The organism is Actinosynnema sp. NPDC091369 (assembly GCF_044757065.1).
Classification (GTDB): Bacteria; Actinomycetota; Actinomycetes; order Mycobacteriales; family Pseudonocardiaceae; genus Actinosynnema.
Genome location: NZ_JBIVUG010000007.1, coordinates 331,407 through 357,306, shown reverse-complemented (window position 1 = coordinate 357,306; position 25,900 = coordinate 331,407). Strand labels below are relative to the sequence as shown.

At 73.4% G+C, this 25,900-nt stretch carries 22 protein-coding genes; 12 read left to right on the top strand and 10 right to left on the bottom strand.

Going from position 1 to position 25,900, the window contains the following annotated elements; translation table 11 throughout:
• Positions 1–1,329, bottom strand: a complete 1,329-nt coding sequence (locus ACIQMJ_RS27635; protein WP_499763904.1) for a beta-L-arabinofuranosidase domain-containing protein — start codon at positions 1,327–1,329, stop codon at positions 1–3.
• A complete protein-coding gene (locus ACIQMJ_RS27630) occupies positions 1,287–1,829 on the bottom strand; it encodes a hypothetical protein (protein WP_499763903.1) in 543 nt (180 codons plus the stop codon). The genes ACIQMJ_RS27635 and ACIQMJ_RS27630 overlap by 43 nt, the downstream gene beginning before the upstream one ends.
• A 225-nt stretch (positions 1,830–2,054) precedes the next feature.
• Here ACIQMJ_RS27630 and ACIQMJ_RS27625 point away from each other — a divergent pair, with 225 nt between their 5' ends.
• The 3 genes from ACIQMJ_RS27625 to ACIQMJ_RS27615 all read left to right on the top strand — a co-directional run bounded on the left by ACIQMJ_RS27625 (position 2,055) and on the right by ACIQMJ_RS27615 (position 5,505).
• The gene (locus tag ACIQMJ_RS27625; RefSeq protein ID WP_499763902.1) at positions 2,055–2,726 is read left to right on the top strand and encodes a polysaccharide deacetylase family protein; all 672 of its coding nucleotides are present in this window, start codon (positions 2,055–2,057) and stop codon (positions 2,724–2,726) included.
• Between the two features lie 11 nt (positions 2,727–2,737).
• The gene (locus tag ACIQMJ_RS27620) at positions 2,738–3,991 is read left to right on the top strand and encodes an SGNH/GDSL hydrolase family protein (protein WP_499763901.1); all 1,254 of its coding nucleotides are present in this window, start codon (positions 2,738–2,740) and stop codon (positions 3,989–3,991) included.
• Positions 3,992–4,266: 275 nt separating this feature from the next.
• Positions 4,267–5,505, top strand: coding sequence for a sialidase family protein (locus tag ACIQMJ_RS27615; protein WP_499763900.1), 1,239 nt, complete (start codon positions 4,267–4,269; stop codon positions 5,503–5,505).
• 42 nt (positions 5,506–5,547) lie between these two features.
• On the opposite strand, the gene ACIQMJ_RS27610 is transcribed toward ACIQMJ_RS27615, so the two are convergent.
• Positions 5,548–6,681, bottom strand: a complete 1,134-nt coding sequence (locus tag ACIQMJ_RS27610) for an epoxide hydrolase family protein (protein WP_499763899.1) — start codon at positions 6,679–6,681, stop codon at positions 5,548–5,550.
• A gap of 141 nt (positions 6,682–6,822) precedes the next feature.
• On the opposite strand from ACIQMJ_RS27610, the gene ACIQMJ_RS27605 reads away from it, so the two are divergent.
• From ACIQMJ_RS27605 to ACIQMJ_RS27585, 5 genes are all read left to right on the top strand, one after another.
• Positions 6,823–7,812 (top strand): sensor histidine kinase, encoded by a 990-nt coding sequence (locus tag ACIQMJ_RS27605; protein WP_499763898.1) that lies wholly within the window; start codon positions 6,823–6,825, stop codon positions 7,810–7,812.
• Entirely contained in the window at positions 7,809–8,942 is a 1,134-nt protein-coding gene (locus ACIQMJ_RS27600; RefSeq protein ID WP_499763897.1) for a sensor histidine kinase, read from the top strand. Before ACIQMJ_RS27605 ends, ACIQMJ_RS27600 begins: the two co-directional genes overlap by 4 nt.
• Positions 8,939–9,544: a response regulator transcription factor gene (locus tag ACIQMJ_RS27595; protein ID WP_499763896.1), complete on the top strand. Its 606-nt coding sequence runs from the start codon at positions 8,939–8,941 to the stop codon at positions 9,542–9,544. The genes ACIQMJ_RS27600 and ACIQMJ_RS27595 overlap by 4 nt, the downstream gene beginning before the upstream one ends.
• Positions 9,545–9,648: 104 nt before the next feature.
• Entirely contained in the window at positions 9,649–9,891 is a 243-nt protein-coding gene (locus ACIQMJ_RS27590; protein ID WP_499763895.1) for a heavy-metal-associated domain-containing protein, read from the top strand.
• A 73-nt stretch (positions 9,892–9,964) separates the two neighbouring features.
• Entirely contained in the window at positions 9,965–10,798 is an 834-nt protein-coding gene (locus ACIQMJ_RS27585; RefSeq protein WP_499763894.1) for an inositol monophosphatase family protein, read from the top strand.
• A 16-nt stretch (positions 10,799–10,814) separates the two neighbouring features.
• On the opposite strand, the gene ACIQMJ_RS27580 is transcribed toward ACIQMJ_RS27585, so the two are convergent.
• Positions 10,815–12,215 carry an aminotransferase-like domain-containing protein gene (locus tag ACIQMJ_RS27580; RefSeq protein ID WP_499763893.1) on the bottom strand — a complete coding sequence of 467 codons (1,401 nt, stop codon included), beginning with the start codon at positions 12,213–12,215 and terminating at the stop codon, positions 10,815–10,817.
• A gap of 63 nt (positions 12,216–12,278) precedes the next feature.
• Between ACIQMJ_RS27580 and ACIQMJ_RS27575 the strand changes: the two genes are divergently transcribed.
• On the top strand, positions 12,279–13,436 hold the full coding sequence (locus ACIQMJ_RS27575; protein WP_499763892.1) for a trans-sulfuration enzyme family protein: 1,158 nt from the start codon (positions 12,279–12,281) through the stop codon (positions 13,434–13,436).
• A 51-nt stretch (positions 13,437–13,487) separates the two neighbouring features.
• On the opposite strand, the gene ACIQMJ_RS27570 is transcribed toward ACIQMJ_RS27575, so the two are convergent.
• Both ACIQMJ_RS27570 and ACIQMJ_RS27565 read right to left on the bottom strand, forming a co-directional pair.
• Entirely contained in the window at positions 13,488–15,740 is a 2,253-nt protein-coding gene (locus ACIQMJ_RS27570) for a M4 family metallopeptidase (RefSeq protein WP_499763926.1), read from the bottom strand.
• 472 nt (positions 15,741–16,212) lie between these two features.
• Entirely contained in the window at positions 16,213–16,794 is a 582-nt protein-coding gene (locus ACIQMJ_RS27565) for a substrate-binding domain-containing protein (protein ID WP_499763891.1), read from the bottom strand.
• 30 nt (positions 16,795–16,824) lie between these two features.
• Here ACIQMJ_RS27565 and ACIQMJ_RS27560 point away from each other — a divergent pair, with 30 nt between their 5' ends.
• The 3 genes from ACIQMJ_RS27560 to ACIQMJ_RS27550 all read left to right on the top strand — a co-directional run bounded on the left by ACIQMJ_RS27560 (position 16,825) and on the right by ACIQMJ_RS27550 (position 19,737).
• Entirely contained in the window at positions 16,825–17,022 is a 198-nt protein-coding gene (locus ACIQMJ_RS27560; protein ID WP_499763890.1) for a hypothetical protein, read from the top strand.
• Positions 17,023–17,498: 476 nt separating this feature from the next.
• Positions 17,499–19,172 (top strand): sigma-70 family RNA polymerase sigma factor, encoded by a 1,674-nt coding sequence (locus ACIQMJ_RS27555; protein WP_499763889.1) that lies wholly within the window; start codon positions 17,499–17,501, stop codon positions 19,170–19,172.
• Positions 19,173–19,404: 232 nt separating this feature from the next.
• Positions 19,405–19,737, top strand: a complete 333-nt coding sequence (locus ACIQMJ_RS27550; protein ID WP_499763888.1) for an ATP-binding protein — start codon at positions 19,405–19,407, stop codon at positions 19,735–19,737.
• Between the two features lie 9 nt (positions 19,738–19,746).
• On the opposite strand, the gene ACIQMJ_RS27545 is transcribed toward ACIQMJ_RS27550, so the two are convergent.
• From ACIQMJ_RS27545 to ACIQMJ_RS27530, 4 genes are all read right to left on the bottom strand, one after another.
• Entirely contained in the window at positions 19,747–21,330 is a 1,584-nt protein-coding gene (locus ACIQMJ_RS27545) for a serine/threonine-protein kinase (protein WP_499763887.1), read from the bottom strand.
• A gap of 87 nt (positions 21,331–21,417) precedes the next feature.
• Positions 21,418–21,924, bottom strand: a complete 507-nt coding sequence (locus ACIQMJ_RS27540; RefSeq protein ID WP_499763886.1) for an arsenate reductase/protein-tyrosine-phosphatase family protein — start codon at positions 21,922–21,924, stop codon at positions 21,418–21,420.
• Positions 21,921–23,399: a hypothetical protein gene (locus ACIQMJ_RS27535; protein ID WP_499763885.1), complete on the bottom strand. Its 1,479-nt coding sequence runs from the start codon at positions 23,397–23,399 to the stop codon at positions 21,921–21,923. Before ACIQMJ_RS27535 ends, ACIQMJ_RS27540 begins: the two co-directional genes overlap by 4 nt.
• 230 nt (positions 23,400–23,629) lie before the next feature.
• Positions 23,630–25,900, bottom strand: coding sequence for an alpha-N-acetylglucosaminidase (locus ACIQMJ_RS27530; RefSeq protein WP_499763884.1), 2,271 nt, complete (start codon positions 25,898–25,900; stop codon positions 23,630–23,632).

The window sequence follows — 25,900 nt, the reverse complement described above, 5'->3', positions numbered from 1 at the left end:
TCACGCGGGCAGCAACCGCCACAGGTGGTCGGGGGTGCCCGTGTCGCCGAACTGCACCACCTGGGCCGAGTCGGCGTAGGACATGCCGTCGACCCCGAGCACCTTGCCCGAGTGCCCGTTCTGGATCCGCCACAGCCCGTCCGTGCCGGCCCGCAGTTGCCACAGGTGGTCGGCCGTGCCGGTGTCGGAGAACTGCACGACGATCGCCGAGTCGGCGGTCGACATCCGGTCCACGCCGAGCACCTTGCCGGAGTGGGCGTTGCGGATGCGGAAGCACCCGTCGGCGTCGGGCAGGAACTGCCAGCGGTGGTCGGCGGTCCCCACGTCGGCGAACTGGACGACGCGCGCGGAGTCCGCGGTGGACATCCGGTCCACCGCGAGGACCTTGGTGGAGTTCAGGTTCTGGATCTTCACCGGGCCTCCGGGGTCACCCGCCACAGGTGGTCGGCGGTGCCGTTGTCGTCGAACTGCACGACCTGCGCGGAGTTCGCGGTGTCCTCCGTGATCGTGATCGCGGTGCCGTGGGCGACCTTCACCCGTGACCGCGGACGGGCCGTACAACGCGGCGGCCACCCCGCCGTCATCCGTGGCCAGCCACATCTCCTCGACGACGTACGGCCAGCCCTGGCCGTAGTTGTGGGGGCAGCAGCGGTACTGGTCGACGCCCGGCTTGTAGGCCAGCATCGCGAAGCCGTTCTGGAACTGGCGGCGGCGCTTGGGCGCGTCGTCCAGCCGCACCGCGTTGGCGGGCGTGACGTAGTGCGCCACCCGCCCGGACGGGTCCAGCGCGGCGGGCAGGAGGTTGAACGCCAGGTCCTCGGTGCGGTCGGCCCACACCGCGTCGCCGGTCAACCGGGTGAGCAGCTCGTGGCTGCCCATGTACTCGACCACGCCGCAGGTCTCGAAGCCCTGCCTCGGGTCGCCGTAACCGGGGCGGGCGTTCTCGTCGCCCGCGAACCCGCCGCCCGGGAACTGGCCGTACCGGGCCATCACGGTGTCGTAGTTGCGGTAGGACGCCGCCCGGTGGGCGTCGTCGCCGGAGAGCACCGAGAACTGCGCCGGCTCGCGGAAGCCCTGGGCGATGTTCACGTTGTGCAGGCTCGGCAGGCCGCCGGTCCAGTCCGCGGAGAGCCGGTGGATGCGCCGGGTCAGGTCGAGCAGCGCGGTGTCACCCGTGCGGTTGTAGAGCCACAGCACCACGTCCATCGCGTCGCCCCAGCGCGTGGCGCCCCACCCGTCGGAGAACACCGCGTCGGGCTGACGTGCGGTGAAGGCGAAGAACCGGGTCAGCGCCCGGTCGACCCGGTGTCGTCGTGGAACTCCGCCCACGACCGCAGGGCGTGCAGCATCGGCATGTGCGGCCACAGGTCGGCGTGGCCGTTGAGCGAGCCGCGCAGCGCCGACGGGCCGAAGAACCCGTCCGCCGCCTGGGTCGCCAGCACCGCCTCGACCCACCGCTGCGTGTCGTCCAGGACGCGGGCGTCCCCGGTGACGTAACCGAGGTCCCCGTAGCCGCGCAGCCAGTACGGCACCTCCTCCCAGCCGCCCAGCTCGGGCCGGACCCACCCGGTGGCGTCGAAGCGCAGGAAGTGCGAGATCTCCGGCAGGCGCCCGTTCAGGCCGTTGAGGTGCTTGTCCGGCTGCGTCGCCAACCAGCCCCGCGCCCGCACCGCGCCGGGCGGCAACCGGAGGAACGCGGCGGGCCGCAACGGCGCCCGGTGCGGGGCGTAGTGCGGACCGGGCTGCGCGGCCGCGTCGGCGGGGCGCAGGGTCGCGCCGAGCGCCGTCGCCGTGGTTGCGGTGAGGAACGTGCGGCGTCGCATCGCCATTGCTCGGCTCCCGTCGTCGACGACCTGGGCTCCAGTCAGTTTTACAACGTTGTATTCAACGAGGTAAATCGGCCACCCGACGGTGTGCGCGTGCGGCAGGCACCGCCGGCGCACGGCGCGCACCGGGTCGGCCAGTTGAGACTCGAAACATCCGCGAAACGTCTGGTAGCGGCTTGATCCCGCGCTGATAGTGGCAAGCGCTCGTCCGACGGAAGGGGTTCCGCGATGCGGTGGAGAACGGTGTTGTTGACCACGGGGCTGGTGCTCGGCCTGAGCTCGGCGCCGGCGGGCGCGGCCGGCGAACCGGTCATCGTCGACTCCACCAAGCACGGTGGCCGCACGGTCGCGTTCACCTTCGACGACGGCCCCAACCCGGCCGACACGCCGCGCCTGCTCGAAGTCCTGCGCCGCCACCACGTCAAGGCCGTGTTCTGCCTGTGGGGCGACTACGTCGAGGCCAACCCGGAGCTCGTGCGCAGGATCGTCGCCGGCGGGCACACCCTGTGCAACCACAGCATGCACCACGACGACATGGGCCAGTGGACGCCCGAGCAGATCGAGGCGGACCTGCGGCAGACCAGCGCCGCCATCCACCGCGCCGCGCCGGGCGTGCCGATCCGCTACTTCCGCGCGCCCTACGGCAGCTGGGGGCAGACCCCGCAGGTCGCGGCGAAGCTGGGGATGACCTCCTTGGGCTGGAAGCTCGCCATCGGCGACTGGGAACCGCCGGGCGTGGACGAGCTGGTGCGCCGGGTCAAGGACGGCCTCACCGAGGGCGCGGTGGTGCTGATGCACGACGGCCCGAACGAGCGCGGCCAGACCGTGGACGCGGTGGCCAGGCTCATCCCCGAACTGCGCGCCGACGGCTGGCGCTTCGACCGTCCCGCCCGTCGCTGAAGGGTTCGAACGTGAAGCGCACCACGACGGCGGCGTTGGCCGCCCTGCTGCTCCTGCTGCCGACCGCGGCGTCCGCGTCACCGCGCGCCACGTGGGTCGGCGCGTGGGCGACCTCGCCCACCACCGTGCCCGCCTCGGACACCACGTCGTTCGAGGACCAGACGCTGCGCCAGGTCGTGCACCTCAGCGTGGGCGGCAGCACGGTCCGCGTGCGGCTGTCCAACGAGTTCGGCACCGCGCCGCTGGTGGTCGGCGAGGCCCGGGTGGCCCGACGGGCGGGCGCGGCGTCGGCGATCGAGCCGGGCAGCGACCGGCGGCTGACCTTCGGCGGGCGGCCGTCGGCGACCCTGCCGCCCGGCACGCCGCTGCTCAGCGACCCCGTGACGCTGCCCGTGGCGGCCGACTCGGACCTGGTGGTCAGCATCCACCTGCCGCAGCGCACGCCCGGGAACACCGTGCACGCCTTCCCGTACCAGGACGGGTGGGTCGCGGCGGGCAACGTCACGGGCCGGGCGGACATCACCCCGACCGCCGTGCTCGGCAAGTGGCACTTCCTCACCGGCGTCAGCGTCACGGGCGGCAAGCGCGGGTCGACCGTGGTGGCGTTCGGCGACTCCATCACCGACGGCGCGGAGACCACGCGCGGCGCGAACCGGCGCTGGCCCGACGTCCTGGCCCGCCGCTTCCAGGCCGACCGCGGCCTGCGGCACCTGGGCGTGGTCAACGAGGGCATCAGCGGCAACCGGCTGCTGCACGACCCGAACCCGCCGGTCGGCCACCCGGCGGAGGGCTACGCGGCGTACTTCGGGCAGGCCGCGCTGCGCCGCTTCGACCGCGACGTGCTGGCCCAGCCGGGCGTCGGGCACGTGGTCGTGCTGCTGGGAGTGAACGACCTCGGCCACCCCGGCACGAGCGCGCCGCTGTCGGAGAAGGTGACCGCGCAGGACATCATCGGCGCGCACCGGCAGCTCATCGCCCGTGCCCACGCGGCGGGCCTGCGCATCCACGGCGGCACGATCACGCCGTTCCGCGGCGACACGTTCGGCTACTTCAGCCCGGAGAACGAGGCCGCGCGCCAGACCGTGAACCAGTGGATCCGCACCGGCGGCGAGTACGACGGCGTGATCGACTTCGACCGCGCCGTCCGCGACCCGCACCAACCGGACCGCCTGCTGGCCGCCTACGACAGCGGCGACCACCTCCACCCGAACGACGCGGGGATGGCCGCGATGGCCGCCGCCGTGCCGCTGCGCCTGTTCCGCTGACCACCCGAGTGTCCTACGTCCAGACCGCGTGAGTCCTACGTCCAGAACGCGTGAGTCCTACGTTCAGAACAGGCGAGTTGAACGCTCAGCCCTAACGCCGTTCGTCATGAGCGTTCAACTCGGGGTGCCTGAACGTAGGACTCACGCGACGCGAACGTAGGACTCTCGGGGTTGGTGTTCATGTGCTGGACCACTGGCCGTTGATGACGAACTTTCGCGATCTTGGCTAGGTTGGGTGAGGAGTTTCGTCTGAGCCCGACCGGGGGAGTGCCCAGATGTCGCTGTCGCGGATCTTCGCCGTGCTCGTCGTGGTGGCAGCCGCCACCGCCGCGCCCGTGTCGGGGCCGCCCGAGGCGAGCGCGGCGGCGCAGTCCCACTCCGAGAAGATCATCTTCGACGGCGGTGGCGACGACGTGCTCAACGGGCTGCGCTACCACTCGTTCCGCATCCCGTCGCTGATCCGCACGAACACCGACCGGCTCATCGCGTTCGTCGAGGGGCGGGCCGCGGACAACGCCGACTTCGGCAACATCAACCTCGTCTACAAGGTCTCCGACGACAACGGCGCGACCTGGTCGAACCTCCGCGAGGTGGTCGGCGCGGGCCAGGGCACGTGGGGCAACCCGACCGCCGCGGTCGACCGGTCGAACAACCGGATCTGGCTGTTCCTCAACTTCCAGCCCGAGGGCCACTCGCCGGTCGACTCGTGGGACGACCGGCAGGTCTGGCTGACCTCCAGCGCCGACAACGGCACCACCTGGGCCGCACCGGTGAACATGTCCGACACCCTGAAGCCGCGCACGCTGGCCAACGGCCGCAGCTGGAACTGGGACGCGGTCGGCCCCGGCGTCGGCATCCAGACCACGTACCGCGACCCCGGCCGCCTGGTGATCCCCGCGCAGCACCGCAACATCTACAGCGACGACCACGGCGTGACGTGGAAGTCGGCAACACTGCGCACCACCGCGGGTGCGGCGATGGAGGAGACCGGCGAGTCCACCGTGCTGGAGCTGGCCAACGGCGAGCTCTACCGCAACGACCGGCCGACCTCCGCCACCGCGCAGGTCCGGGAACGGCGCTGGGTCACCCGCGGCACGATCGAGAACGGCTTCCGGGCGTTCGCCCCGGCGAGCTGCCTGCTCGACCCGGTGAACGAGGGCTCGACCATGCGCTACAACGCCGACGCCCCCGCGCGGCTGGCGTTCGTGAACTCCGCCAGCACCGAGACGCGCACCAGGATGCGCATCCGGATGAGCGAGGACGAGGGCCGCACCTGGGCCTACAGCCGGCCGTTCTCGGACGCGCCGCTGCCGGACGAGGGCGGCAGCTACCGCGAGGGCGGCTACTCCAGCATCGTCAAGACCGCCGACTACCACGTGGGCGCGCTGGTCGAGGTCAACGAGAACACCTCGTCCAGCTCGACCTCGCACCGCTCGATCGCGTTCCGCAAGGTGAACCTGCCCTGGATCCAGGGCGGCGTCCGGGACGCGGGCTGCGACGGCGGCATCTCCTGACGGTGGTCGCCGCACCACCGTGCGGCGACCACCGATCGGCCCTCAGCGCAGGCCGCGGAAGAATCCCCGGATGTCGTCGGCCAGCAGCCCCGTCTCGAGGTGCGCGGCGTAGTGCCCGCCGGGCGCGTCGTAGGTGTGCCACTGGACGATGTTGTGGTGGTCGCGCTCGGCGAAGCGGCGGATCGACCGGAAGTCGCCGTCGAACGCCGCCAGCCCGATCGGCACGGTGGTCGGCTCGGTCGGGGGCTGCGCCTTGGCGTTGTCGTAGTAGAAGCGGATCGACGAGCCCGCCGTGTTGGTCAGCCAGTAGAGCGCCACGTTGGTCAGCACGAAATCGTCGTCCAGCTGCTTGCTGTCCATCGAGTCCTCGCCGAAGAGCTGGGCGTTCCAGCCGAGCAGCCCGGCGGGCGAGTCGGCCAGCGCGTGCGCCAGGGTCTGCGGCTGCTGCGAGTGCAGGGTGTTGAACGAGAACTTGTTCTCGTAGAACCACTTCAGCGTCTCCAACGCCGCCACGTCCTCGGCCGACAGGCCCTCGAACTCGGCCGGGTCGCCGGACGGGAACGAGAAGAGCTGCGTCACGTGCACGCCGACAACGTGCTCGCCGTCGACGCGGCCCAGCTCGGGCGAGACCATCGAGCCGCCGTCGTTGCCGTGCGCCCCGTAGCGCTCGTACCCGAGCCGACCCATCAGCTCGGCCCACGCGCGGGCGACGCGGGCGGTGTCCCAGCCGGGGGAGGTGGTGGGGCCGGAGAACGCGAACCCGGGCAGGGACGGGATGACGAGGTCGAACGCGTCGGCCGGGTCGCCGTGGTGCGACCGGGGGTCGGTCAGCGGGCCGATCAGCTCCAGGAACTCCACCACCGAGCCGGGCCACCCGTGCGTCAGGACCAGCGGGAACGCGTCCGGCTCGGGGGAGCGCACGTGCAGGAAGTGGACCCGCTGCCCGTCGATCTCGGTGACGAACTGCGGGTGCGCGTTGAGCCGGTCCTCCCACGCGCGCCAGTCGTAACCGCCGCGCCAGTGGTCGACCAACCGCCGCACGTAGTCGACGCCGACGCCGTACTGGCCGTCGCCGGGCGTGTCGTCGGTCCACCGGGTGCGGTCCAGCCGGTCGCGCAGGTCGTCCAGGACCTCCTGCGGAATATCGATCTTGTACGGGTGGATCGTCTCGTGCATCGTCGTTCCCTCTGTCGCTCGGCGTGTGGTGCCCAGCCTGGTCGGAGGAGGTCGCGCGGGGCAGACGCCGATGTGGACGGATAGTCGTGACATCCGCATCTGGCGCGGCCGCTACGGTGATCGCCAGTGGCACGGTCAGCGGTGAGGGTGGAATCGGACGGCGACGGCGGATCGCTCCGCTCGGCCGCACGGGGTGTCGTCACGGCCAGTGCGTCCCTGGTCGCCCTCGGTGTCTTCCGGGTCGCGCTGGCCCAACCGGACGCCGTGGCGACCGCCGTGGCGGCGACGTGCGCGTACCTGCCGCTGCACCTCTGGCACATCCACCACGCCATGCGCGGACGACGCCCGGCGGGCACGGGCTGGAGCCTGGCCGCGATGGCGGTGATCGTCTTCGCCACGCTGCCCCTGGTCGGCGTGCAGTGGTTCGGCGCGCTGTACCCGCTGGGCGCGTCGGTCCTGGTCCTGCTGCGCCCGCGGTGGTCCGTGCCGCTGTTCGGGGCGCTGGTCGCGTTGCCGAGCGCGGCCTCGTTGGTGGTGGGCGGGGAGGACTGGGGCGTCTACTTCTCCTCGGGCGTGCTGCTGTACGGGCTGGTGCTGGCCGTCCCGGTGTGGCTCATCGCGACCGTGCGCGAGCTGCGCGCCGCCTCCGCCGCGGTGGCGGGTCAGGCGATCGTCCGGGAACGGGTGCGGGTCGAGCAGGAGCTGCGCCGCACGCTCGGCGTGGCGCTGACCTCGATCGTGCACGACGGCGAGCTGGCCGCGCGCCAGGCGGTGACCGCACCCGAGCTGGCGGAGCACCGGGTGCGCACGATGATCGGCACCGCCCGCGGAGCGCTGGCCGACGGACGCGCGCTGGCCGCCCGGTTCCAGTCCGGCGGGTTGCGCGCGGAGCTGGCGTCGGCGGCGGCCGTGCTCGGCACTGCGGGCATCGACGTGCGGCTGGTGCTGCCGCCCGACGGGCCGGCCGGGCCGCCCGCCGACACGCTGCTGCCGGCGTTGCGCGCCGAGGTCGTGCGCTTGTTGCAGGACGACGACGTCCGGGCGTGCACGATCAGCCTCGTCGGGCCGGGTGTCCGGGTGGAGATCCGCTCCGAGGGCGGTGCCGGCGCGCGGGAGGTGGTCGCGTCGTGACCGCCCCTCAGCCGCCGACCGCCCGGCAGGCCGCCTGGCTGCTGGTCGTGCTGCACGTGCCGATGCTCGCCGTGCCGGTGCTGTTCACCTCCTTGGGCACGGCCGGGTTGCCGCGTGCGCCGCACTCGTTCGCCGCGGTCCCGTTGGGCTTGGCGCTCGGGGCCCTGCAACTGCGGCACAGCACGGCGGCGGCGAGGGAACGGCGTCCGGCGGGGTGGAAGTGGACGCTGGCGGCGGTCACCGCGCTGGCCTACGGGCCGTTCCTGCTGCCGGGGTGGGCCTACTTCTGGCTGTCGGCGTCGTGGTGCGCGATGGCGTCCGCGCTCCTGCTGCTGCGTGGCGGGCTCCGCATCGGCGTCTTCGGCGTGTTCTTCGCCGTGGACCTCGCGTTGTACCTGCTGGACGCGACCTCGGGCATCGGGGTGGCCTACGCCGTGCTGTACGCGGTGACCAGCGTCGTCCCGCCGCTGGTGCTCGTCGGCGCGGTGCGGTTGGCGCGCGCGTTGGACCAGCTCCACGCCAAGCGGGAGGAGCTGGCCTCGCTCGCCGTCGCACGGGAGCGGTTGCGGCTGTCGCAGGACCTGCACGACGTGCTGGGCCAGAACCTCGCGGCCGTCTCGCTCCAAGGCGAGCTGGCCCTGCGGCTGCTGCACAAGGACCCGCTCGCGGCCCGCGCCCGGGTGGAGGAGCTGACGGCGTTGGCCCGGACCACGCTGCACGGCGTCCGTGCCGTCACCTACGACCGGCACCGCGTGACGCTGCCCGCCGAGGTGGAGGGCGCGGAGGCGCTGCTGACCGCCGCCGGGATCGAGGTGGCGGTGGACGTGGACGACGCCGGTGTGGCCGCGGGTGACGCGGAGGTGTTCGCGTGGGCCGTGCGCGAAGGCGCGACGAACGTGTTGCGGCACAGCGACGCCCGGTGGTGCTCCATCACCGCGCGGGTAGGGGACGACGGCGGGGCGCGCCTGGTCGTCCGCAACGACGGCGCGCACCCGCCGGCGGGCGACGCCGGCAACGGCCTCACCGGGCTCGCCGCGCGGGCGGGAGAGCGGCGCGGCCACGCGCACGGCGCGCGACTGGACGGCGACGTGTTCGAGCTCGTCGTGGACCTGCCGGGGGAGGACCGATGATCACCGTGCTGATCGCCGAGGACATGCACCTGATCCGCCGCGCGCTGGTGGCGCTGATCGAGCTGGAGGACGACATGCGGGTGGTCGCGGAACTGGACCGCGGCGACGGGGTCGTGGACGCCGCGCTGCGCACCCGCCCGGACGTCGCCGTGCTGGACATCGACCTGCCCGGCCTCGACGGGCTCACCGCGGCGGAGCGGCTGCACGAAGCGCTGCCGGGGTGCCGGGTGCTGGTGCTCACCGGGCACGGCAAGCCGGGCAACCTGCTGCGCGCGTTGCAGGCGCACGTGCGCGGCTACATCGTCAAGGACGCTCCGGGCGACGCCCTCACCGACGGCATCCGGCAGGTGGCGGCGGGCAAGCGCGTGGTGGACCCGGTGCTCGTGGCCAACGCCCTGGAGACGGGCGGCAGCCCGCTCACCCCGCGGGAGACCGACGTGCTGCGCGTCGCGGCCGACGGCCTGGCGGTGGACGCGATCGCGGCCCGCCTGTCGCTGTCGCCCGCGACCGTGCGCAACTACCTGTCGAACGCGATCGGCAAGGTCGGCGGGCGCAACCGCATCGACGCGATCCGCATCGCGCGCAACGCCGGGTGGATGTGACCGCGCCCGCCGACAGGGCAATCTGCGAGAGGTCCGGCCGCGACGCGCGTCGTTAGGCTCCGCTCATACCCCTGGCGGGTAGGGAACCGGAGGGTGGGAACCGCATGTCCGACAGGAATGGCGCGCCGTCCGACCAGGAGCAGCAGGCCGGGCTGGAGTTCGTGGTCAAGGGCATGACCTGCGAGGGGTGTGCGGCCACCGTGACCAACGCGGCCCGCCGCGTCTCCGGTGTCACCCGGGTCAGGCTCGACCTCGACGCCGCCACGCTGCGCGTGGTGGGCTCGGCCGACGTGGAGGCGATCACCGCGGCGGTCGAGGGCGCCGGCTACGTCCTCGAACGCGCGTGACGCCGGCCGGTGCCTTCGTCGGCCGGGATGGGAGGCCGGACAACCCGTCGGGTGCCCGGGACGTCCCCTGGACATGAGCCTCCTCGACGGTCCACCGGTCGACCGGGAACAGCTGGACTTCGCGGTGCGCCTGGTCGAACGGGCCGGTCGGCTGGCCCGCGACCGGTTCTTCAGCGGTGACACGGTTGCCTCGCTCAAGGCGGACGGCAGCGAGGTCACCGCCGCCGACCGGGCCGTCGAGGAGTTCGTCCGCGCGGAGCTCGCCCGGCACGCGCCCGACGACGAGGTCCACGGCGAGGAGGGCGGCACCACCGGCGGCACCTCGGGTCGGCGCTGGGTGGTCGACCCGATCGACGGCACCTACCACTTCGCCCGCGGGATCCCGCTGTTCACCACGACCCTGGCCGTCGAGGACGAGCACGGCCCGGCCATCGGCGTGATCCACGAACCGGTCACCGGCCGGACCGTCTTCGCCGGTCGCGGACGCGGCTGCCGGCAGTCGACCGGCGGGCGCTCGACGCCCGTGCGGGTCAACGGCCAGGACCGGGTCGGCGGTGCCGTGACCGGCGTGGCCAACCCCGGCACGTGGTCCGGGGAACTGCTGGCGGCACTGCACCGCAGGGTGTTCCTGTTCCCCAGCGGTGACGTCGTCGGCCTGGTCTCGGGGCAGGTCGACGCGTTCGTGGTCGCCGGGGCGCCGATGGGCTACGAGGACCTCGCCCCGCTGCCGGTCATCGTGCACGAGGCCGGCGGGCGCGTCACGGACCTCGACGGCGACCCGCTGCTCACCGGCAACGGCACGGTGCTCGCCACCAACGGCCTGCTGCACGACGCCCTGCTGGACGTGACGCGCGGCCTCCCGCACGCCCGCGACTGGAAGGCGCTGCGCGCGGCCGATCCCCGTTGACCACCGCGGCACCTGCCTAGACCGACATCGACGGCACGAGCGGGCGGCGGGTCGACTCGGCGCCGAACGCGCGCCACGCGGCGGCGAGAGCGGCGACGGCGGTGCTGATCACCGGTGGCGTGGCGGTGAACGGCACCCGCAGCCGGTCCGCGCTGCCGCCGGTCGGGTCGAGCGAACCGCCGGGCAGCACCGCCACCCCGTGCCGCAACGCCACCTGGGCGTAGGACGCGGCGTCCGCGTCGGGCAGCCGCACCCACAGCGTCTGGCCGCCCTCGGCGGGCGTGAACTCCCACTCGGGCAGCTCCGCGCGCAGCCGCGCGCACAGGTGGTCGTGCTGCCGCCGCAACACCGCCACCCGCTCCGACCGCACGGCGGCGTAGTCGGCCAGCAACTCCACCGCCGCCAGTTGGTCCAGCACCGCGCTGCCGAGGTCGTGCACCGCCTTGAACCGCGCCAGCCGCGCGACGAACGCCGCGTCGGCCCGCACCCAGCCGACCCGCAGCCCGCCCCACACCACCTTGCTCAACGACCCCACCGTGATCGCGCCGGGTTCGGACGCCGGCACGGGCGCACCGGCCAGGTCCAGGTCGGCCAGCACCTCGTCGAACACCAGCGGCACGGTCCCGGCCGCCCGCACCAGCCGGGCGCGCTCCAACGGGCTCAGGGACGACCCGGTCGGGTTGCGGAACGCGGGCATCGCGTAGACCAGCGCCGGGGTGGACCGGGCCAGCGCGCCCGCCAGGTCGCCCGCCGCCCGCACCACCGCGCCGACCTCCCGGAACAGGTCCAGCGCCCCCGGGTACGTCGGCGCCTCCACCAGCACCTCGTCACCCGGCCGCACCAGCGCGCGGGTGATCAGCGCCAACGCCTGCTGCGCCCCGGTCGTGACCAGGACCTGGTCCCGGGTCGTCGGCACGCCGCGGTCGCGGTACCGGGCGGCGAGCGCCGCGCGCAGCGCCGGGTGCCCGGACGGGTGGTAGCCCAGGTCGTCGACCGCGAGCCGGTCGACCGCCCGCCGGTGGGCTTCGACCACCCGCGCGGGTAGCGCCATCGGCCCGGCGCAGGCGAACTGGAGCACGCCGTCCGGCGGCTCCAGCAGGTTCACGAACATGGGGTTCGCGGTCTCGACGCGGGCCGCCGGCGCCCGCCCGCCCGGCGACACCCACGTGCCGCTGCCGCGCCGGCGGGTCAACCGGCCCTCCTCGCGCAGCAGGTCGTACGCGGCGATCACGGTCGTGCGGCCGACGGCGAGACCGGCGGCCAGCGACCGGTCCGGCGGCAGGGCCGTCCCCGCCGGCAGCGACCCCTCGTCGATCAGCTGGCGCAGCCGCGCGGCCAGCAGCAGGTACAGCGAGCCGCGGCCGGCCGACCAGCGCCCGAGCCGCCCCGCCAGGTCGTCCACGGAGATTGGCTTCATGATAAGACCAATCTAGTCGAATTGGATCTCCCAGCGGACCGCTTGATGACAGATGCTCGGTTCATGCAGCCTGACACCCGCGTTGTGCACACCGAGATCCCCGTGTTGACCAGCAGGCCCCTGTCCGTGCCGCTGTACCAGACCTCCGGCTTCTCGTTCGACGACCCGGAGGCGTTCGCGGACGGCATGACCAGGCCGGACGGCCCGTTCGTCTACACGCGGTTGGGCAACCCCACGGTCCGGGCCCTGGAGGACGCCGTGGCGTCCCTCGAAGGCGGCACGGCGGCGTTGGCCACGGCGTCGGGCATGGGCGCGATCAACGCGGCGCTGCTCGCGACTCTGCGGCCGGGCGACCACGTGATCGCCCAGCGCGCGCTCTACGGCGGCACTCTCGCCCTGCTGCGCGACCTGGAGGAGCGCTGGGGCATCGCGGTCACGTACGTCGGCGGCCACGAGCCGGACGAGGTCCGCGCGGCGCTGCGGTCGGAGACGAAGGTGCTGTACCTGGAGACCATCGCCAACCCCACCGGGCACGTCAGCGACCTGCCCGCGGTGAGCGCGGTCGTGGGCGACGACGTCCTGGTGGTCGTGGACAACACGTTCGCGTCACCGCTGCTGTGCCGCCCGATCGAGCACGGCGCGGACGTCGTGATCCACTCGACCACCAAGTACCTCAGCGGGCACAGCGACGTGACCGGCGGCGTGGCCGTGTTCGCCGACGACGCGCGCTACCGCGCGGTGTGGCACCACGCGATCGAACTGGGCGTCACCCCGGACCCGTTCGCGGCCTGGCTGACCCTCCGCGGCCTGCGCACCCTGGCGCTGCGGGTCCGCAGGCACGAGGAGAACGCCGCAGTCCTGGCCCGTCGGCTGGCCGAGCACCCGGCGGTGCGCGTGGTGCACTGGCCCGGCCTGGACACCCACCCCAGCCACGCCGTCGCGACCCGCGTCCTCGACGGCTTCGGCAGCTCCTTCTCGTTCGACCTCGCGGACGTGGAAGCGGGCCGGAAGTTCGTCACCGCCGTGGAGCTGGTCCGGCTCGCGCCGTCGCTGGGCGGCACGGAGACGTTGGTCCTGCACCCCGCCAGCACCTCGCACCGCCAGCTGGACGAGGAGCAGCTGACCGCGAGCGGCATCACCGGCGGCACGATCCGGTTGTCCGTGGGCATCGAGGACGTCGACGACCTGTGGCACGACATCGCCCAGGCCCTGGCACGCTGACGGGTGGCCGCCGAACGCGGCGGCCACCCGTCCCGTGACGCGATCAGCGGATCAGCAGGTGCCCTCGTCCCGCCACACGGCCCACGAACCGGGCGCACCCGGCTCGGCGCCGGTGGAGTACCACGTCGACGTCCACTTGTGCGCGTTGTGCGACACCACGTCGTTCGGCGCGTACGCCCGGGTCGCGCTCCAGGCGGGCATCCCGGCGCACCCGCCCGGCGTCCCCTCCTCGACGGTCAGGGTGAACGTCGCCGAGTGCGACACCGCCGGGCCCGCACCGGTCACCGTGACGCTGTACGTGCCCGCCGGGGTGGTGGCGGACGTGGTGACCGTCAACCGGGACGACTCACCCGACGCGACCGTGGCCGGGTCGAACGTCGCCGTCGCGCCCGCCGGCAGGCCGGAAGCCGACAGCGACACCTTCTGCGCGTCGCCCGCCGTGGTCGTGGTGCCGACGGTGGAGGTCACCGCGCCGCCGGGCCGGGTGGAGCCTGCGGTCGGGTCGAGCGCCAGGGCGAAGTCGTCGGCCGGTGGTTCGCCGCCCACGGTGAGGGTGTAGGTCACCGTGTGGTTGGCGGACCCCGCGCCCTGGACGGTGATCGGGTACGTGCCCGGCGCGACGTCCGAGGTGGTGGACACGGTCATGGTCGACGACCCGCCCGAGGTCACCGACGACGGCGTGAACTGCACCGCCACGCCCGAGGGCTGGCCCGTGGCGCTCAACGCGACCGCCTGCGGCTCACCGGACGTGGTGGTCGTGCGGACGGTCGACTGCGCCTTCCCACCCGGCTCCACGGTGCCCGAGGCCGGGTCGAGCGCGAGGGTGAAGTCGTCGTCCGGCACGCCGACGCACGTCGGCTCACCGGCCTGGGCGGGCAGGCTGATCGCGTTCCACGCCGCCTTCACCGCGGTGAACTGCCGGCACGTCGGGTCGAGGTTCTTCGCCGCGGTGAGGGTCGCGACGCGGTAGCGGAAGTGCGTCATGCCGGAGGTCTTGAGCAGCATGGCGTTGTAGAACACCCGGCCCGCGGCCTGGATGCCGATGCCCGTCACGGTCGAGCCGTCGCACGTCGGGCTCGCCTTCGACCCCTCGGCCAGCAGGTGGAACCAGTGGTTGAGCGGACCGGCCGCGGCGTGCACCTCGGTGCCCGGGATGGCGCTGGACCAGCAGTTGGGGTGACCGCTGACCGCGGACGGGTTCGCCATGTTCCGGATGGGACCGCGCCCCACCAGGTTGACCGACTCGCCGACCAGGTAGTCCGGTGTGTCGAACGGCGTCGGCTCGTTGGCGTAGGTCTCGGTCAGCACGCCGAAGATGTCACCGGTGGCCTCGCCCAGGCCGGCTTCGCGCGCCGCGCCGCCGGGGGTGTACTGGTCGATGGCGTGCCCGTGCTCGTGGGCCACCACGTCCATGGACGCGATCCACTGGTTGGCGTTGTTGCGGCCGATCTCGATGTGCTGGCCGGTCCAGTAGGCGTTGACCGCGTTGAGCCCGACCTTGACCGTGACGCCGCGGCCGTTGCCGTCGATCCCGTTGCGACCCAGCCAGGTCTTCATCATCTCCCACTGCTTCTGGGTGGACCAGAGCACGTCGGCGCAGCCGGTCTCCTTGCTGGTCGCGTTGCCGTTGCCGAAGGAGTTGGTGGCCTTGGTGAACGGTGCGTTGGTCGCGTAGTCCACGCACCGCAGGCCGGGGCGGGTGTCGTCGACCGTGCTGTTGTTGCTCGTGTCGATGGACAGCGGGTTCGGCCCGTTCCACTGGCTCGTGCCGGTGCCCGCCCGCGCGTCGTCCCGGCTGCCCTCGACCGCGCCGGTGCGGGCGTTGACGTAGACGTGCAGGCGGCTGGGCGCGCCGTCCCTGCGACCGGAGACGACGGTCTCGTAGACGAGCGTGCCGTGCCCGCCGGCGAGGACGGACAGCGTCGTGCTCCCCACTTCGTCCACAGAGGACAGCTGTGCCCTGGCGACGGCCGCGGCCCGCGCGGGGGTGATGGTCGGCTTCGGGTCGACCGCGAGGCCGCCCAGGGGGGCGGCGACGGTGTCCAGCACCGCGCCGGCCGCGTCGGTCGCCACCACGGCGTCACCGCCGATGACCGGCAGGCCCTCGTAGCTGCGGTCGTAGGAGACGTAGAACAGGTCCTTCCGGCCGGGGACGCCGCCCTGGTAGACCGCCCGCCGGTGGAACTGCTCGCGCGGGCCCTTGGCCAGCGCGTCCAGCCCGGACGCGGCGGCCTGGTCGGCCGACCGCACGGCGAGCGTCAGGGGGCTCGCCGGTGCGGCGGGTGCTGCTTGCGCCGTGGCCATTTCGACGGACAGGGCCGTCAGGCACACGGCGAGGTATATGCCGAATCTGCGTTTCACGCCAGCTCCTCAGGCATGCAGGGGAATCCCGAGTGGCGGCCTCGATGACAACTCAGTGTCTAGCGCCTCGACGGCCTCGTCATCGAGGATTGACCGTTGCCAGAGGAATTTCGGCGAATTTTTCCGGCTATATCGCGGATATCATCTGTTTTTTGTTATACCGCCGTTCGCCCGGCATTCCCGGCGACGGTCAGCGGGTCGAGTCGGCCTGGGCCGGCAAGCGGAGCCGCCAGGGCAGCCGGTTGTGGTCACCGCCCGCGTTGGGTCCATGCCCTGGCTGAGGAACCGCAGGTGGCACTCGGCGGCGTCGCAGATGACCCAGAAGTTGATTCGGTAACCGTCGCCGATGTGGTCGCGGATAATGTGCGGCATCCCATTGGAGTGGAACTTCTTCGCGGTGCGGACGCTGCCGGGGTCAGGCGGGTGGGGCGGTGCTCTCGCGCACTACGAGCGCAGTGGCCAATTCGACCCGCGGCTGGTCGGGTACGCCGCCGCCGGCGAGGGTGAGCAGCATCCGGGCCGCGGTCGTGCCCATCTCGGCCAACGGCTGCCGCACGGTCGTCATCGGCGGGCAGCACCACCGCGTGTTGTCGATGTCGTCGAAGCCGACCACGCTCAGGTCGTGCGGGATGCGCAGGCCGAGCCGCCACGCCGCCGCGTACACGCCGAGCGCCTGGAGGTCGTTGCCGCACAGCACGGCGGTCGGCCGGTCGGGCTGTTCCAGCAGCTCGCGGCCCAGCTCCTGGCCCTGTTCGAAGGTGAACCCGCCGGTGCGCACGAGCCGGTCGTCCAGCCGCACGCCGGCAGCGTCCAGCGCGGCGCGGCAGCCTTCCAGCCGGGCGCGGGCGCCCAGGGAGTCGGGCGGCCCGCCGACCACGCCGATCCGGCGGTGACCCAGGTCGAGCAGGTGGCGCGCGGCCGCGATGCCGCCGCTCCAGTTCGTCGCGCCGACCGACGGGATGGCGTGCAGCGGCTCCCCGGACGGGTCCAGCGCCACCAGCGGGATCGCGCTGGCGGCGAGCAGGGCGTGCTGCTCGGGGGCGTGAACGCCGAGTACACCGCGATCACCCCGAGCGGGTGGCGGGCGAGCAGCTGCTCGGCCCACGACCGGCCCGGTGACGTCGGCTCCACCACCTCGGTGAACGCCACGGCCAGCTCGTGCTCGCGCGCCACCGGTTCGATCCCGCGCATGATCTCGACCGCCATGTGGCGTTCGAGCCCGTAGAAGACCACTTCGAGCAGGGCGGCGGGCGCGATGGCGTCCGGTCGGCGGTAGCCGTGCTCGCGCAGCAGGGCCTCGACCCGCTGCCGCGTCTCCGACGCCACACCCGCCCGACCGTTGAGCACCTTCGACACGGTGGGCTTCGAAACACCGGCGAGCTCGGCGATGGTGCCGACCGTCAACTCGCCGCGTCGCCGCCCACGCCGTTGACCGTCCGCGATGCTCCCCGCCACGGCCCGAAGTGTACGGAGGCGGCGGGCACGGGCCGATCTTGCTCCACCCGGACACGCCCGCGCGCCCACCCTTCGGGTTACCGAAGCGGCGTCCCGGTGGAAACGGTTCGGGTTCGCGACCGAAACGCGCAAACGATGAGGTCGGATCGGCTCGCCCGGAGTGGCGTGGCGGTGCGAACGGTGATCGGGCGTTCAGTATGGTCCGCAGGGAATCGCTCACATACCGTGCTGGGAGGTAGACGTCCGGTGATCGGACATCCCGACGAGCGCGACCTGGAGCGGTGGGCGACCGCGGACCTGGCCGCGTTGCGCGACGACCTCGATCACGTGCTCAACGCCGACTCCGCCTCGTCGGGCGCGTCGGGCGTGCCGGCGTCCTCCCGGCCGCCGTCGGACGCCGAGCTGATCGAAGCCGTGCGCGGCGGGGAGATCGAGGCTTACGGCCAGCTGTTCGAACGGCACGTGCGTGCGGCGCGCAACCTGGCCCGGCACCTGGCCCGGTCGGGCGCGGAGGCCGACGACCTGGTGTCGGACGCCTTCGCCAAGGTGCTGGACACGCTGCGCGCCGGTGGCGGTCCCGAATCGGCGTTCCGCGCGTACCTGCTGACCGCGTTGCGGCACACCGCGTACGACAAGACTCGGCGGGACAAGAAGCTCAAGCTCGCCGACGACGTGGAAGCCGTGTCGGGCGTGGAGAAGGTCACCACGGTGCCGTTCCACGACCCGGCCCTGGCGACGCTGGAGCGGTCGCTGGCCACCCGGGCGTTCGCCAGCCTGCCCGAGCGGTGGCAGACGGTGTTGTGGCAGACCGAGATCGAGGGCCAGTCGGCGTCCGAGCTGGCGAAGTTGCTGGGGTTGACCGCCAACGGCGCGTCGGCGTTGGCCTACCGGGCGCGCGAGGGCCTCAAGACCGCCTACCTCCAGGCGCACCTGGCGGACAACCCCACGAACCGCTGCCGCGCCACCGTCGCGAAGCTGGCCGCGTGGACCAGGGGCGGGCTCACCAAGCGGGAGACCGCGCAGGTCGAGGCGCACCTGGACGAGTGCGGGACGTGCCGCGCCATGGCCGCCGAACTGGCCGACGTGAACGGCACGCTGCGCGCCGTCGTCGCGCCGCTGGTGCTCGGCGCGGGCGTGTCCGGTTACCTGGCCGCGACGGCGGGCACGGCCAAGGCGGGCGCGGTGGCGGCGGGCGCGGGGGCGGCGGTCAACTCCGTGACCACGACGGCGCAGTGGCTCGGCGTGGCGGCGTCGGCCACGGCGGTGGTCGCGGCCGTCGTGCTCGGGGTGAACGCGGGGCAGCAGGCGGGCGTGCCGCCGGTCGACGCCCAACCGCCCGCCACGGCAGCGGACCCCGGGACGTCGGTGGTCGTGTCGGGGACGTCGGTGGTCCCCGAGTCGGGAGCCGACGTGCCGTCCGCCGGCAGCACGGCCACCGAACCCGGTGCCCAGCCGTCGCCGTCGGTCCTGTCGGGCGAGGCGCCGACGACCACGACCGCCGCACCGGTGGGACAACCGCTGACCCCGGTCGTGCCGGACGGGTTCGCCGTGCCCACCGGTGGGCCGCCCGTCGACCTGCCGGTCATCGTCCGCAACACCGGCTCGACGCCCCTCGCTCCCACCGCGGTGGTGCTGTCCCTGCCCGACGGTGTGCAGGTGGTGGGGAAGGGCAACAAGCTGCGGGGCCGGGACCTGGTGCGGTTCGACGGCGCGGCGCAGCAGACGACCGGGTGTCCCGCGGGCAGGGGAACGGTCACGTGCACGGCGGACGCGGAGATCCCCGTCGGCGGGTCGGTGACGTTCGTGTTCCGGCTGTTGGCCGGGCCGAAGGCGGTCGCCGGCACGATCCGCGGCACGGTCAGCAGCGGCTCCGAGCAACCCGTACCGGTCGAGGTGCCGTTCGCGGTCACGCCGAAGTGAGTGCGTGCGGATGGCCGCTCGCCCTGCGCGGCCGGTGCTCTGAATCGTTCACGTCCGACACGGCAGGCCCCATGAGGTCGGGGTCACTGTTTGGCGCCGGGGGTGTGGGGAACCCGGCACCTACGCCCTGGGCCCGAGAGGGAGTGCCGATTGCTGGAAGGCTCGTGTTGTGGACGTCGTCGAACGGTCCGCTGACCCCGTCGACTTCGATCTGGAGGACACCGTTCCACCGGTGCGTCGCGCACGCAGGTGGATCATTGAGAACGTCCCGGAACTGGACCAGTACAAACTGCTCGACCTGCTGCTGATCGCCGACGCGTTGCTGACCAACGCGTTCGAGCACGCCATCGCGCCACGTCGGCTGCGGTTGAGCCACCACCGCGACAGTCACATCGTCCGGGTGGAAGTGCACGACTCCAGCCCCGAACTGCTGCCCGTGCTCGGCAAGCCGGGTGGGCGCGGGCTGCGCCACCGGGGACTGCTGCTGGTGAACCGGTTGGCCTTCCGGTGGGGCGTGGACCCCGAGCACAGCTACAAGGCGGTGTGGGGCGAAGTCGTCGCGTGAGCCGGGTGCTCAGCCTTCGCCGTTCTTGCCACCACCGCGTTTCCGGTCGTCCTTCTTGTCCTCGTCGTCCTTGTCGCCGTGTTCCTTGTCGAGGCGTTGTGACGACAGCACTTCGTCGGAGTCGATCAACGGCGTCCCGTCGCGGACGACGAGCCGCAGCCGGTGCGCTGTGCGGAGCCTCTTGCCGTCCGCTCCGGTGACGTCGACGCCGACCGTCACGGCGTCCGGTCCGGCGGCGGTGGGTGGTGAGCTGACGGCGAGGTCTTTGACGTTCCGCCAGTACCTCTCGTACTCCTGGCGGCCCTGCGCCCGCAGGCCGGGTCCGAGCCGTTCCCACGCCCGGGCGACATCCTTCGGCAACAACGCGTAGTACTCCGCCACCGCTTGCTCCAGCTGTGCGGGGGAGGGTGCGGTGGTGGACGTCGTGGTGGTGGTCGTCGTCACCGCGCCGGCCGCGCTGTCGGTGGGCTTGCTGCCGTTCGTCAGCACCAGCACCAGGACGACCGAACCGACCACGGCTGCCGCTGCCACCGCGACGAGCCCGGCCCGCGTGCCGTGAGCCGGACGGGGTGCGAGGGCGGTCGGGTGTGGTGCCACGGTGGTGGGGTGCCCGTGCCCGGCGGGTGGTGTCGGGGTGTGGCCGGGTGGCCAGGGCGTCGCAGGTCCCGGCGTCTGACCGACTGGTGGGGGTGTCGGATCGGTCGGCGGTGGTGGCGTGGTCCGGGAGCCGGTCGGTGCGGGCGGGAGGTCCGCCGGGTGCAGGTCCAGCCTGGTGGCCGGGGGGCGGGCCGCATGGGATTGCTCGCGGAGTCGGTCGGCGGCCTGCGTCATGGTCGGCCGGGTGGCCGGGTCGGTGCGCAGCAGGTCCAGCAGCACGTCGGTCAGCGGTCCGGCCTGGGTCGGCGGGGCGAAGCGGCCCGCCGCGACGGCGTGCAGCAGGGCGATGGCGTTGTCCCCGTCGCCGAACGGCGGCCGTCCCTCCACCGCCGCGTACAGCGTCGCGCCGAGCGCGAACACGTCGGAGGCCGGTCCCGGCTCACCGCCGCGCGCCACCTCCGGCGACAGGAACGCGGGGGTGCCCGCGAGCAGGCCGGTCCTGGTCACGGTGACGTCCCCGACGGCGCGGGCGATGCCGAAGTCCGTGATCTTGGCGGTGCTGTCCTCGGTCAGCAGGATGTTGCCCGGCTTGACGTCCCGGTGCACCACGCCCGCCGCGTGCGCCGCCGCCAACGCGCCGGCGACCTGCGCCCCGATGCGCAGCACGTGCTCGGCGGGCAACGGGCCCTGTGCGATGCGGTCGGCCAGGGTTCGCGCGGGCAGGTACTCCATCACCAGCACCGGCTTGCCGTCGTCCTCCACGACGTCGTGGACGGTCACCGCGTTGGGGTGCTGCAACCGGGCGGCGATGCGGCCTTCCCGCGCCGCCCGCGCCACGGCCGCGACCGGGTCGGCGCCCTCGGGCACCACGAGTTGCTTGAGCGCCACCACGCGGTCCAGGCGCTCGTCCAGCGCCTGCCACACCACGCCCATGGCCCCCGCACCCACACGCCCGCGCAGCCGGTACCGACCGGCCACCAAGCGCCCCACGTCCATCACCAGCGAACCCCGCCCCTGTCCGGCACCGACCGGACAACCATACGGACCGGGCGGTGCGGCGTGAGGCACTGGTCGTCGCGGGGCCTAGGCCGGTTGATCTTTCCCGGTCGGGCGGTCGGGCGTGGGCAGGTGGTCGCGGACCCACCGGAGCAGACCGGGCACGGTGGCCTCGATCACGGCGAGGACTTCCCGGAACGCCTCCGGTCCGCGGTGGTAGGGGTCGGGCACGTCGAGGTCGTCACCCGCGGTCGGGTCGAAGCAGCGCAGGGGTCGGACGAGGTCGGCCGACCCGACGAGTCTCAGCAGCGCCGGCGGTGGGACGGCGTCCAGCACCAGCACCAGGTCGGCGGTCGACTGCGGCGCTCCGATCGGGGTCGCGATGTGGCCGGTGGGGTAGCCGTGCTCGGCGAGGACCCGCACCGCGCGCCGGTCCGCGGGCTGCCCCACCCGCCACGGCTCGGTCCCGGCGGTGCTCACCCGCACCCGGTCGGCCAGGGCGTTGCGCCGCAGGTGCTCCCGCACCACCAGCGCCGCCATCGGCGAGCGGCAGACGTTGTCACGCCCCACGAACGTCAGGTGCAGCCCCGTCATCGCAACAGTCCTTCACACGCCGACAGGACGATCGCCTCGGTGCTGTCGGGCGTGGGCGGGTGGACGCCGACCGGCGATCCGCGCAGCGGCGCGGGCCAGCCGTAGGCCAGCATGTTGCTGCCCGCGCCGGTGATGTGGGGGTCGCCGTCGCCCCAGCCCGCCTCGTACCCGCCGCGCCACGACGTCTCGTCGGCGGGCACGTACCCCTGCGTCTCGTTGGCGTAGGCCATGATCCACAGGTTCCCGGTGCCCACCCGGTCGGCCATCCGCTTGAGCAGCACGTGGTAGGTGCTGAGCACTTCGTGCGCCAGCGCGAGCACGGTCAACCCGCCCCACTTCCAACACTGGATCGGCATCGGGAAGTCGCGGGGGAAACCGCCCTCGGCGAGCTTCCGGAGCACGACCTCCGCGTGCCGCACCTCCGCCTGCCCGAGGTGACCGTCCAGACGTGACCGGTACTTGCGCTCCAGCTCCGCCACCGCGCCGGGATCGCCGAGGTCGACCGAGAACGGCAGCCGCACCTCGACGAGCTCGCCGCGCACCGGTCCCGTCACGGGGGTGAACTCGTCGCGCCGCACCACCGCCAGCACGGCGTCGGCGAGCACCTGCCCCAGCTCGGCCGGCCGGTGCGGGCCCTGGCCGCCGACCGGGTCGTGGTCGCCCGCGGTGCCCTGGAAGAACATCGCCACGACGCCCAGCTCCCGCCCGACCACCTCGGCCGCGGCGCCCGCGAAGTCGCTGTCGAAGACCTCGTCACGGCCTCGGCACACCGGGTGGCAGGTCGCGCCGAACAGCACGGCCAGCGGCGCGCCGTCGTCGGTGTCGCGGACCAGCAGCACCGGCACGTCGGTGATCACGTGCGCGAGCCCGGCCCGGTTGAAGCCGATCTCCGCCGCGCCCTCGGCGTAGTGCAGGGTGGCGGCGAGGGGCTGCTCCCGCACGGTGCGGCGGACCAGTTCGACCACCAGGTCGACGAACAGGGCAGTGGAGCCGTTGACCGCGCCGATGTCGGCCGCGTCCAGCCCCATGAGCACGTACGGGTCCGGGTGGGTGTCGCCGAGGAACGGGCCGCTGTGCGTGTGGCTGGCCACGATGAGGAAGTCCGGCGAGGCGACCAGCCGCTCCTGCTCGCACACCCGGCGCCGGATCTCCTGGTGCACGTCGCGCGGGATGCCGACCACGTCGACGCGCACCAGCACCCGGACGCCGCGGTCGCCGTCGTGCAGGGCCAGGCAGTGCGCGTGCAGGTCGCGTGCCACGTCGCCGCGGCTGCCGCGCTTCACCCAGCCGTAGCCGCCCATCCACAGGCTCGGCCACGGCGGCGCGTGCGGCGTGATGACGAGGTCGTTGTAGGCCACCGCGAACCCGTCCGGGCGGGGACCGGCGGCGGTCGTGCCCGCCAGGCGGGTGGTGATGACGCCGGTGGCGGCGAGCAGCCCGCCCCGCAGCAGGGCACGTCGGGTGATGGTGGGCATGAACGCACCCTTCTCGATGCTCTGGGCGGCGCGGGGCCGCGATTGCCGGCGGACTTGTTGTGGAGAGGTGGCCGGTGACCGCTCCGCCGGCTGTTCCGACGCCGCCGCGCCGGCCGGCAAGCACCGCGCGGGGCCCCTTCCGCGGCACCGCCCGCCGGTTCGCGGTTCACTGCGGCTTGGCCCCGGTCCGGGGGCGACCTCGAAGTCACATGGCCGGTCCTCGGTGCGGGTCAGAGCGGGTCGGCGGCCAGGTCGGCGGCGATCCGGGCGGCGACGGCGTAAGGCTCGCCGGTCGGCCGGGCGGTGTGCGGCTCCCGGCCGCGGCTCCAAGCGTCACCGTGCTCGGCCCAGTCGTCGAACACCGGCGGCTCGCCCGACGCCGTGGTGGCGGGCAGCGCGTCCAGGAAGCGCCGCCAGCGCGACCGGTAGTAGCCGCCCACCAGCCCGTGCCAGTCGCGGTTGGCGTACTCGCGCAGCGTCGGCGCGGCGTGGACGCTCCACGTGGTGATGATCGTGCGGGCGTTCCACTCCAGGGCGACGCGTTCCTCCTCGGTGGCGCCCCAACTCCTCGCCTGCGCCAACCACCGGCCCAACAACCAGTCCTCGTGCGTGCCCAGCACTTCGTCGCAGAGGTCCAAGGCCCTCAGGAACCGCGCGCCGTGCCGCACCACGGCCTCACGATCACCGGCCTCGTACGCGCCGCGCAGTCGGTCGAGCAGCATCCGCCCGCGGTTGGCCAGCACCTGCCGCGTCACGTCGACCAGGTCGTACCGGTACGTCGCGGTCGCGCGCAGAGCGGGCGCGACCGCGAGGAGTTCGGTCAGGCAGGGCGCGAACTCGGCCGGGTCGTAACGCCAGTTCGCCGGGCCCCACTGCGACACCGAGCCCACGGTCAGCGCGGGCTCCGCGGCGAACGGCGTCTCGTGCGGGCCTTCACCGCTCGTGTGGCCGGTGGAGGCGTAGGAGTAGGCGGTGCGGAGCAGGATCTCCCACGCTCGCGCGGCGTGCGGGTCGTCGCCGCCGTACCGCCGCCGGGCGTAGGCGCGCACCCAGACCGCCAGGTCGACCGGGTCACGCCGCCACGGCGTCTCGCTCAGCAGGTCGAACACGACCGGGTTGTGGCGGATGCCCTCCGGCACGACCGCGGTGCCGACGAGCCTGCGGCGGGCCGGGTCGGCGCGCACGGCGGGCAGCGTGCGGCCCGGTTCGAGCAGCGTGCCGAACATGCCCAGCCGGCCGCCGAAGTTCCCGATCGTGCCCCAGCACCACGGCGCACCCCAGTAGGCGTCGGTCTCCTGCCACTTGCGGGAGTCGTCGGAGTCGAGGTCGAGCACCACGACGCGCTCCTCGTCCACCGCGTCGAGCAGCGCGCGGCGCGGGTTGGCCTGCCAGCCCTGCACCAGCCACCGCGCGTCGGGCACGGCCCGCGCCAACGCCCCCTGCACGGCGACCGCCGCCGCGCCCAGGTCGGCGCCGTCGAGCAAGGAGGGCAGCTCGTCGTCGCCCACCTCGTGGAACAGGTCGTTCGAGTAGTGGGTGGTGGTGCCGAAGTGCTCGGCCTGCGCGCGGTAGAACCGCTCCGCCACGGCCGGGTAGAGCGGATCGGTGCAGTCCAGCCAGCGCGGCCGGGGGTGGCCCGCGTAGTCGGCCTGCGCGACGACGTGGGCGCGGGGGTGCCGCTCGGCGAACACCCCGTCCGGCACGTGCCCGACGAACGCCGGGAAGACCGGCGTGATACCGAGCTCCCGCATCCGCTCGACGATGCGCACGCCCAGGTCGCGCCGCCGGTGCAGCAGCCCGACGCTCACCGGCCCGCTGTGGGCGGACGCGCCCTCGTCGTACCCGGTGATCTCGCCGTACCACTGCCACGGCTGGTGGGCCGGCTGCGCGATCCACTGCCGGACCTCCGACTCGGACAGCCCGAAGTCCTGGAACGTCTCGTACCAGGCGATCTCCTGGCCGGTCAGCGCGAGCGCCCGGTTGACGCCCGCCGCGGCCAGCAGGTCGAGCTCCCGCTCCCACTCCGGCCACCCCCAGAACGGCGTGGTGTAACCGAAGACGGTGAAGTTGTACGCATAGCGCTCGACCAGCTCGGTCGACTGCCGGCTCGGGCCCTCCGGCGCGGGCAGCCGCGCGGGCAGCGCGACGCGGTCGCCGTTGCCGGACAGGTGGCCGCCCGCGACGTGCTTGAGCCACCAGTGCACGCCCGACAGCAGGGCGACCGGACCGCTGCCCGCGACCCGCACCGCGCCCGTCGAGCCGCTGATCTCGAACGCGTCCGCCTCGCCGGGCTCCGGGACCAGCCCGTCGAGGACGAACCCGGCGGCGGCGCCCGCACCGAGCAGCCTGGCGATCGCGTCGCGCGCCGCGACGAGGTCCCGCGGCCCGGGAACGGCCGCGGCGGCCGGGCCGGACCCGCGTCCGGCCGCGGCGCCGACGCCGGCGAGCGCGACCACCGCCAGCGAGCCGCGCACGAACGTGCGCCGGGGAAAGCCGGACAT

Bases quoted from the DNA above. Each gene is read 5' to 3' on its own strand.
- ACIQMJ_RS27630 (WP_499763903.1), bottom strand. From the start codon at position 1,829: ATGGCGATGCGACGCCGCACGTTCCTCACCGCAACCACGGCGACGGCG.
- ACIQMJ_RS27625 (WP_499763902.1), top strand. From the start codon at position 2,055: ATGCGGTGGAGAACGGTGTTGTTGACCACGGGGCTGGTGCTCGGCCTG.
- ACIQMJ_RS27615 (WP_499763900.1), top strand. From the start codon at position 4,267: ATGTCGCTGTCGCGGATCTTCGCCGTGCTCGTCGTGGTGGCAGCCGCC.
- ACIQMJ_RS27610 (WP_499763899.1), bottom strand. From the start codon at position 6,681: ATGCACGAGACGATCCACCCGTACAAGATCGATATTCCGCAGGAGGTC.
- ACIQMJ_RS27595 (WP_499763896.1), top strand. From the start codon at position 8,939: ATGATCACCGTGCTGATCGCCGAGGACATGCACCTGATCCGCCGCGCG.
- ACIQMJ_RS27590 (WP_499763895.1), top strand. From the start codon at position 9,649: ATGTCCGACAGGAATGGCGCGCCGTCCGACCAGGAGCAGCAGGCCGGG.
- ACIQMJ_RS27585 (WP_499763894.1), top strand. From the start codon at position 9,965: ATGAGCCTCCTCGACGGTCCACCGGTCGACCGGGAACAGCTGGACTTC.
- ACIQMJ_RS27580 (WP_499763893.1), bottom strand. From the start codon at position 12,215: ATGAAGCCAATCTCCGTGGACGACCTGGCGGGGCGGCTCGGGCGCTGG.
- ACIQMJ_RS27575 (WP_499763892.1), top strand. From the start codon at position 12,279: ATGCAGCCTGACACCCGCGTTGTGCACACCGAGATCCCCGTGTTGACC.
- ACIQMJ_RS27570 (WP_499763926.1), bottom strand. From the start codon at position 15,740: ATGGCCACGGCGCAAGCAGCACCCGCCGCACCGGCGAGCCCCCTGACG.
- ACIQMJ_RS27545 (WP_499763887.1), bottom strand. From the start codon at position 21,330: ATGGACGTGGGGCGCTTGGTGGCCGGTCGGTACCGGCTGCGCGGGCGT.
- ACIQMJ_RS27540 (WP_499763886.1), bottom strand. From the start codon at position 21,924: ATGACGGGGCTGCACCTGACGTTCGTGGGGCGTGACAACGTCTGCCGC.
- ACIQMJ_RS27535 (WP_499763885.1), bottom strand. From the start codon at position 23,399: ATGCCCACCATCACCCGACGTGCCCTGCTGCGGGGCGGGCTGCTCGCC.
- ACIQMJ_RS27530 (WP_499763884.1), bottom strand. From the start codon at position 25,900: ATGTCCGGCTTTCCCCGGCGCACGTTCGTGCGCGGCTCGCTGGCGGTG.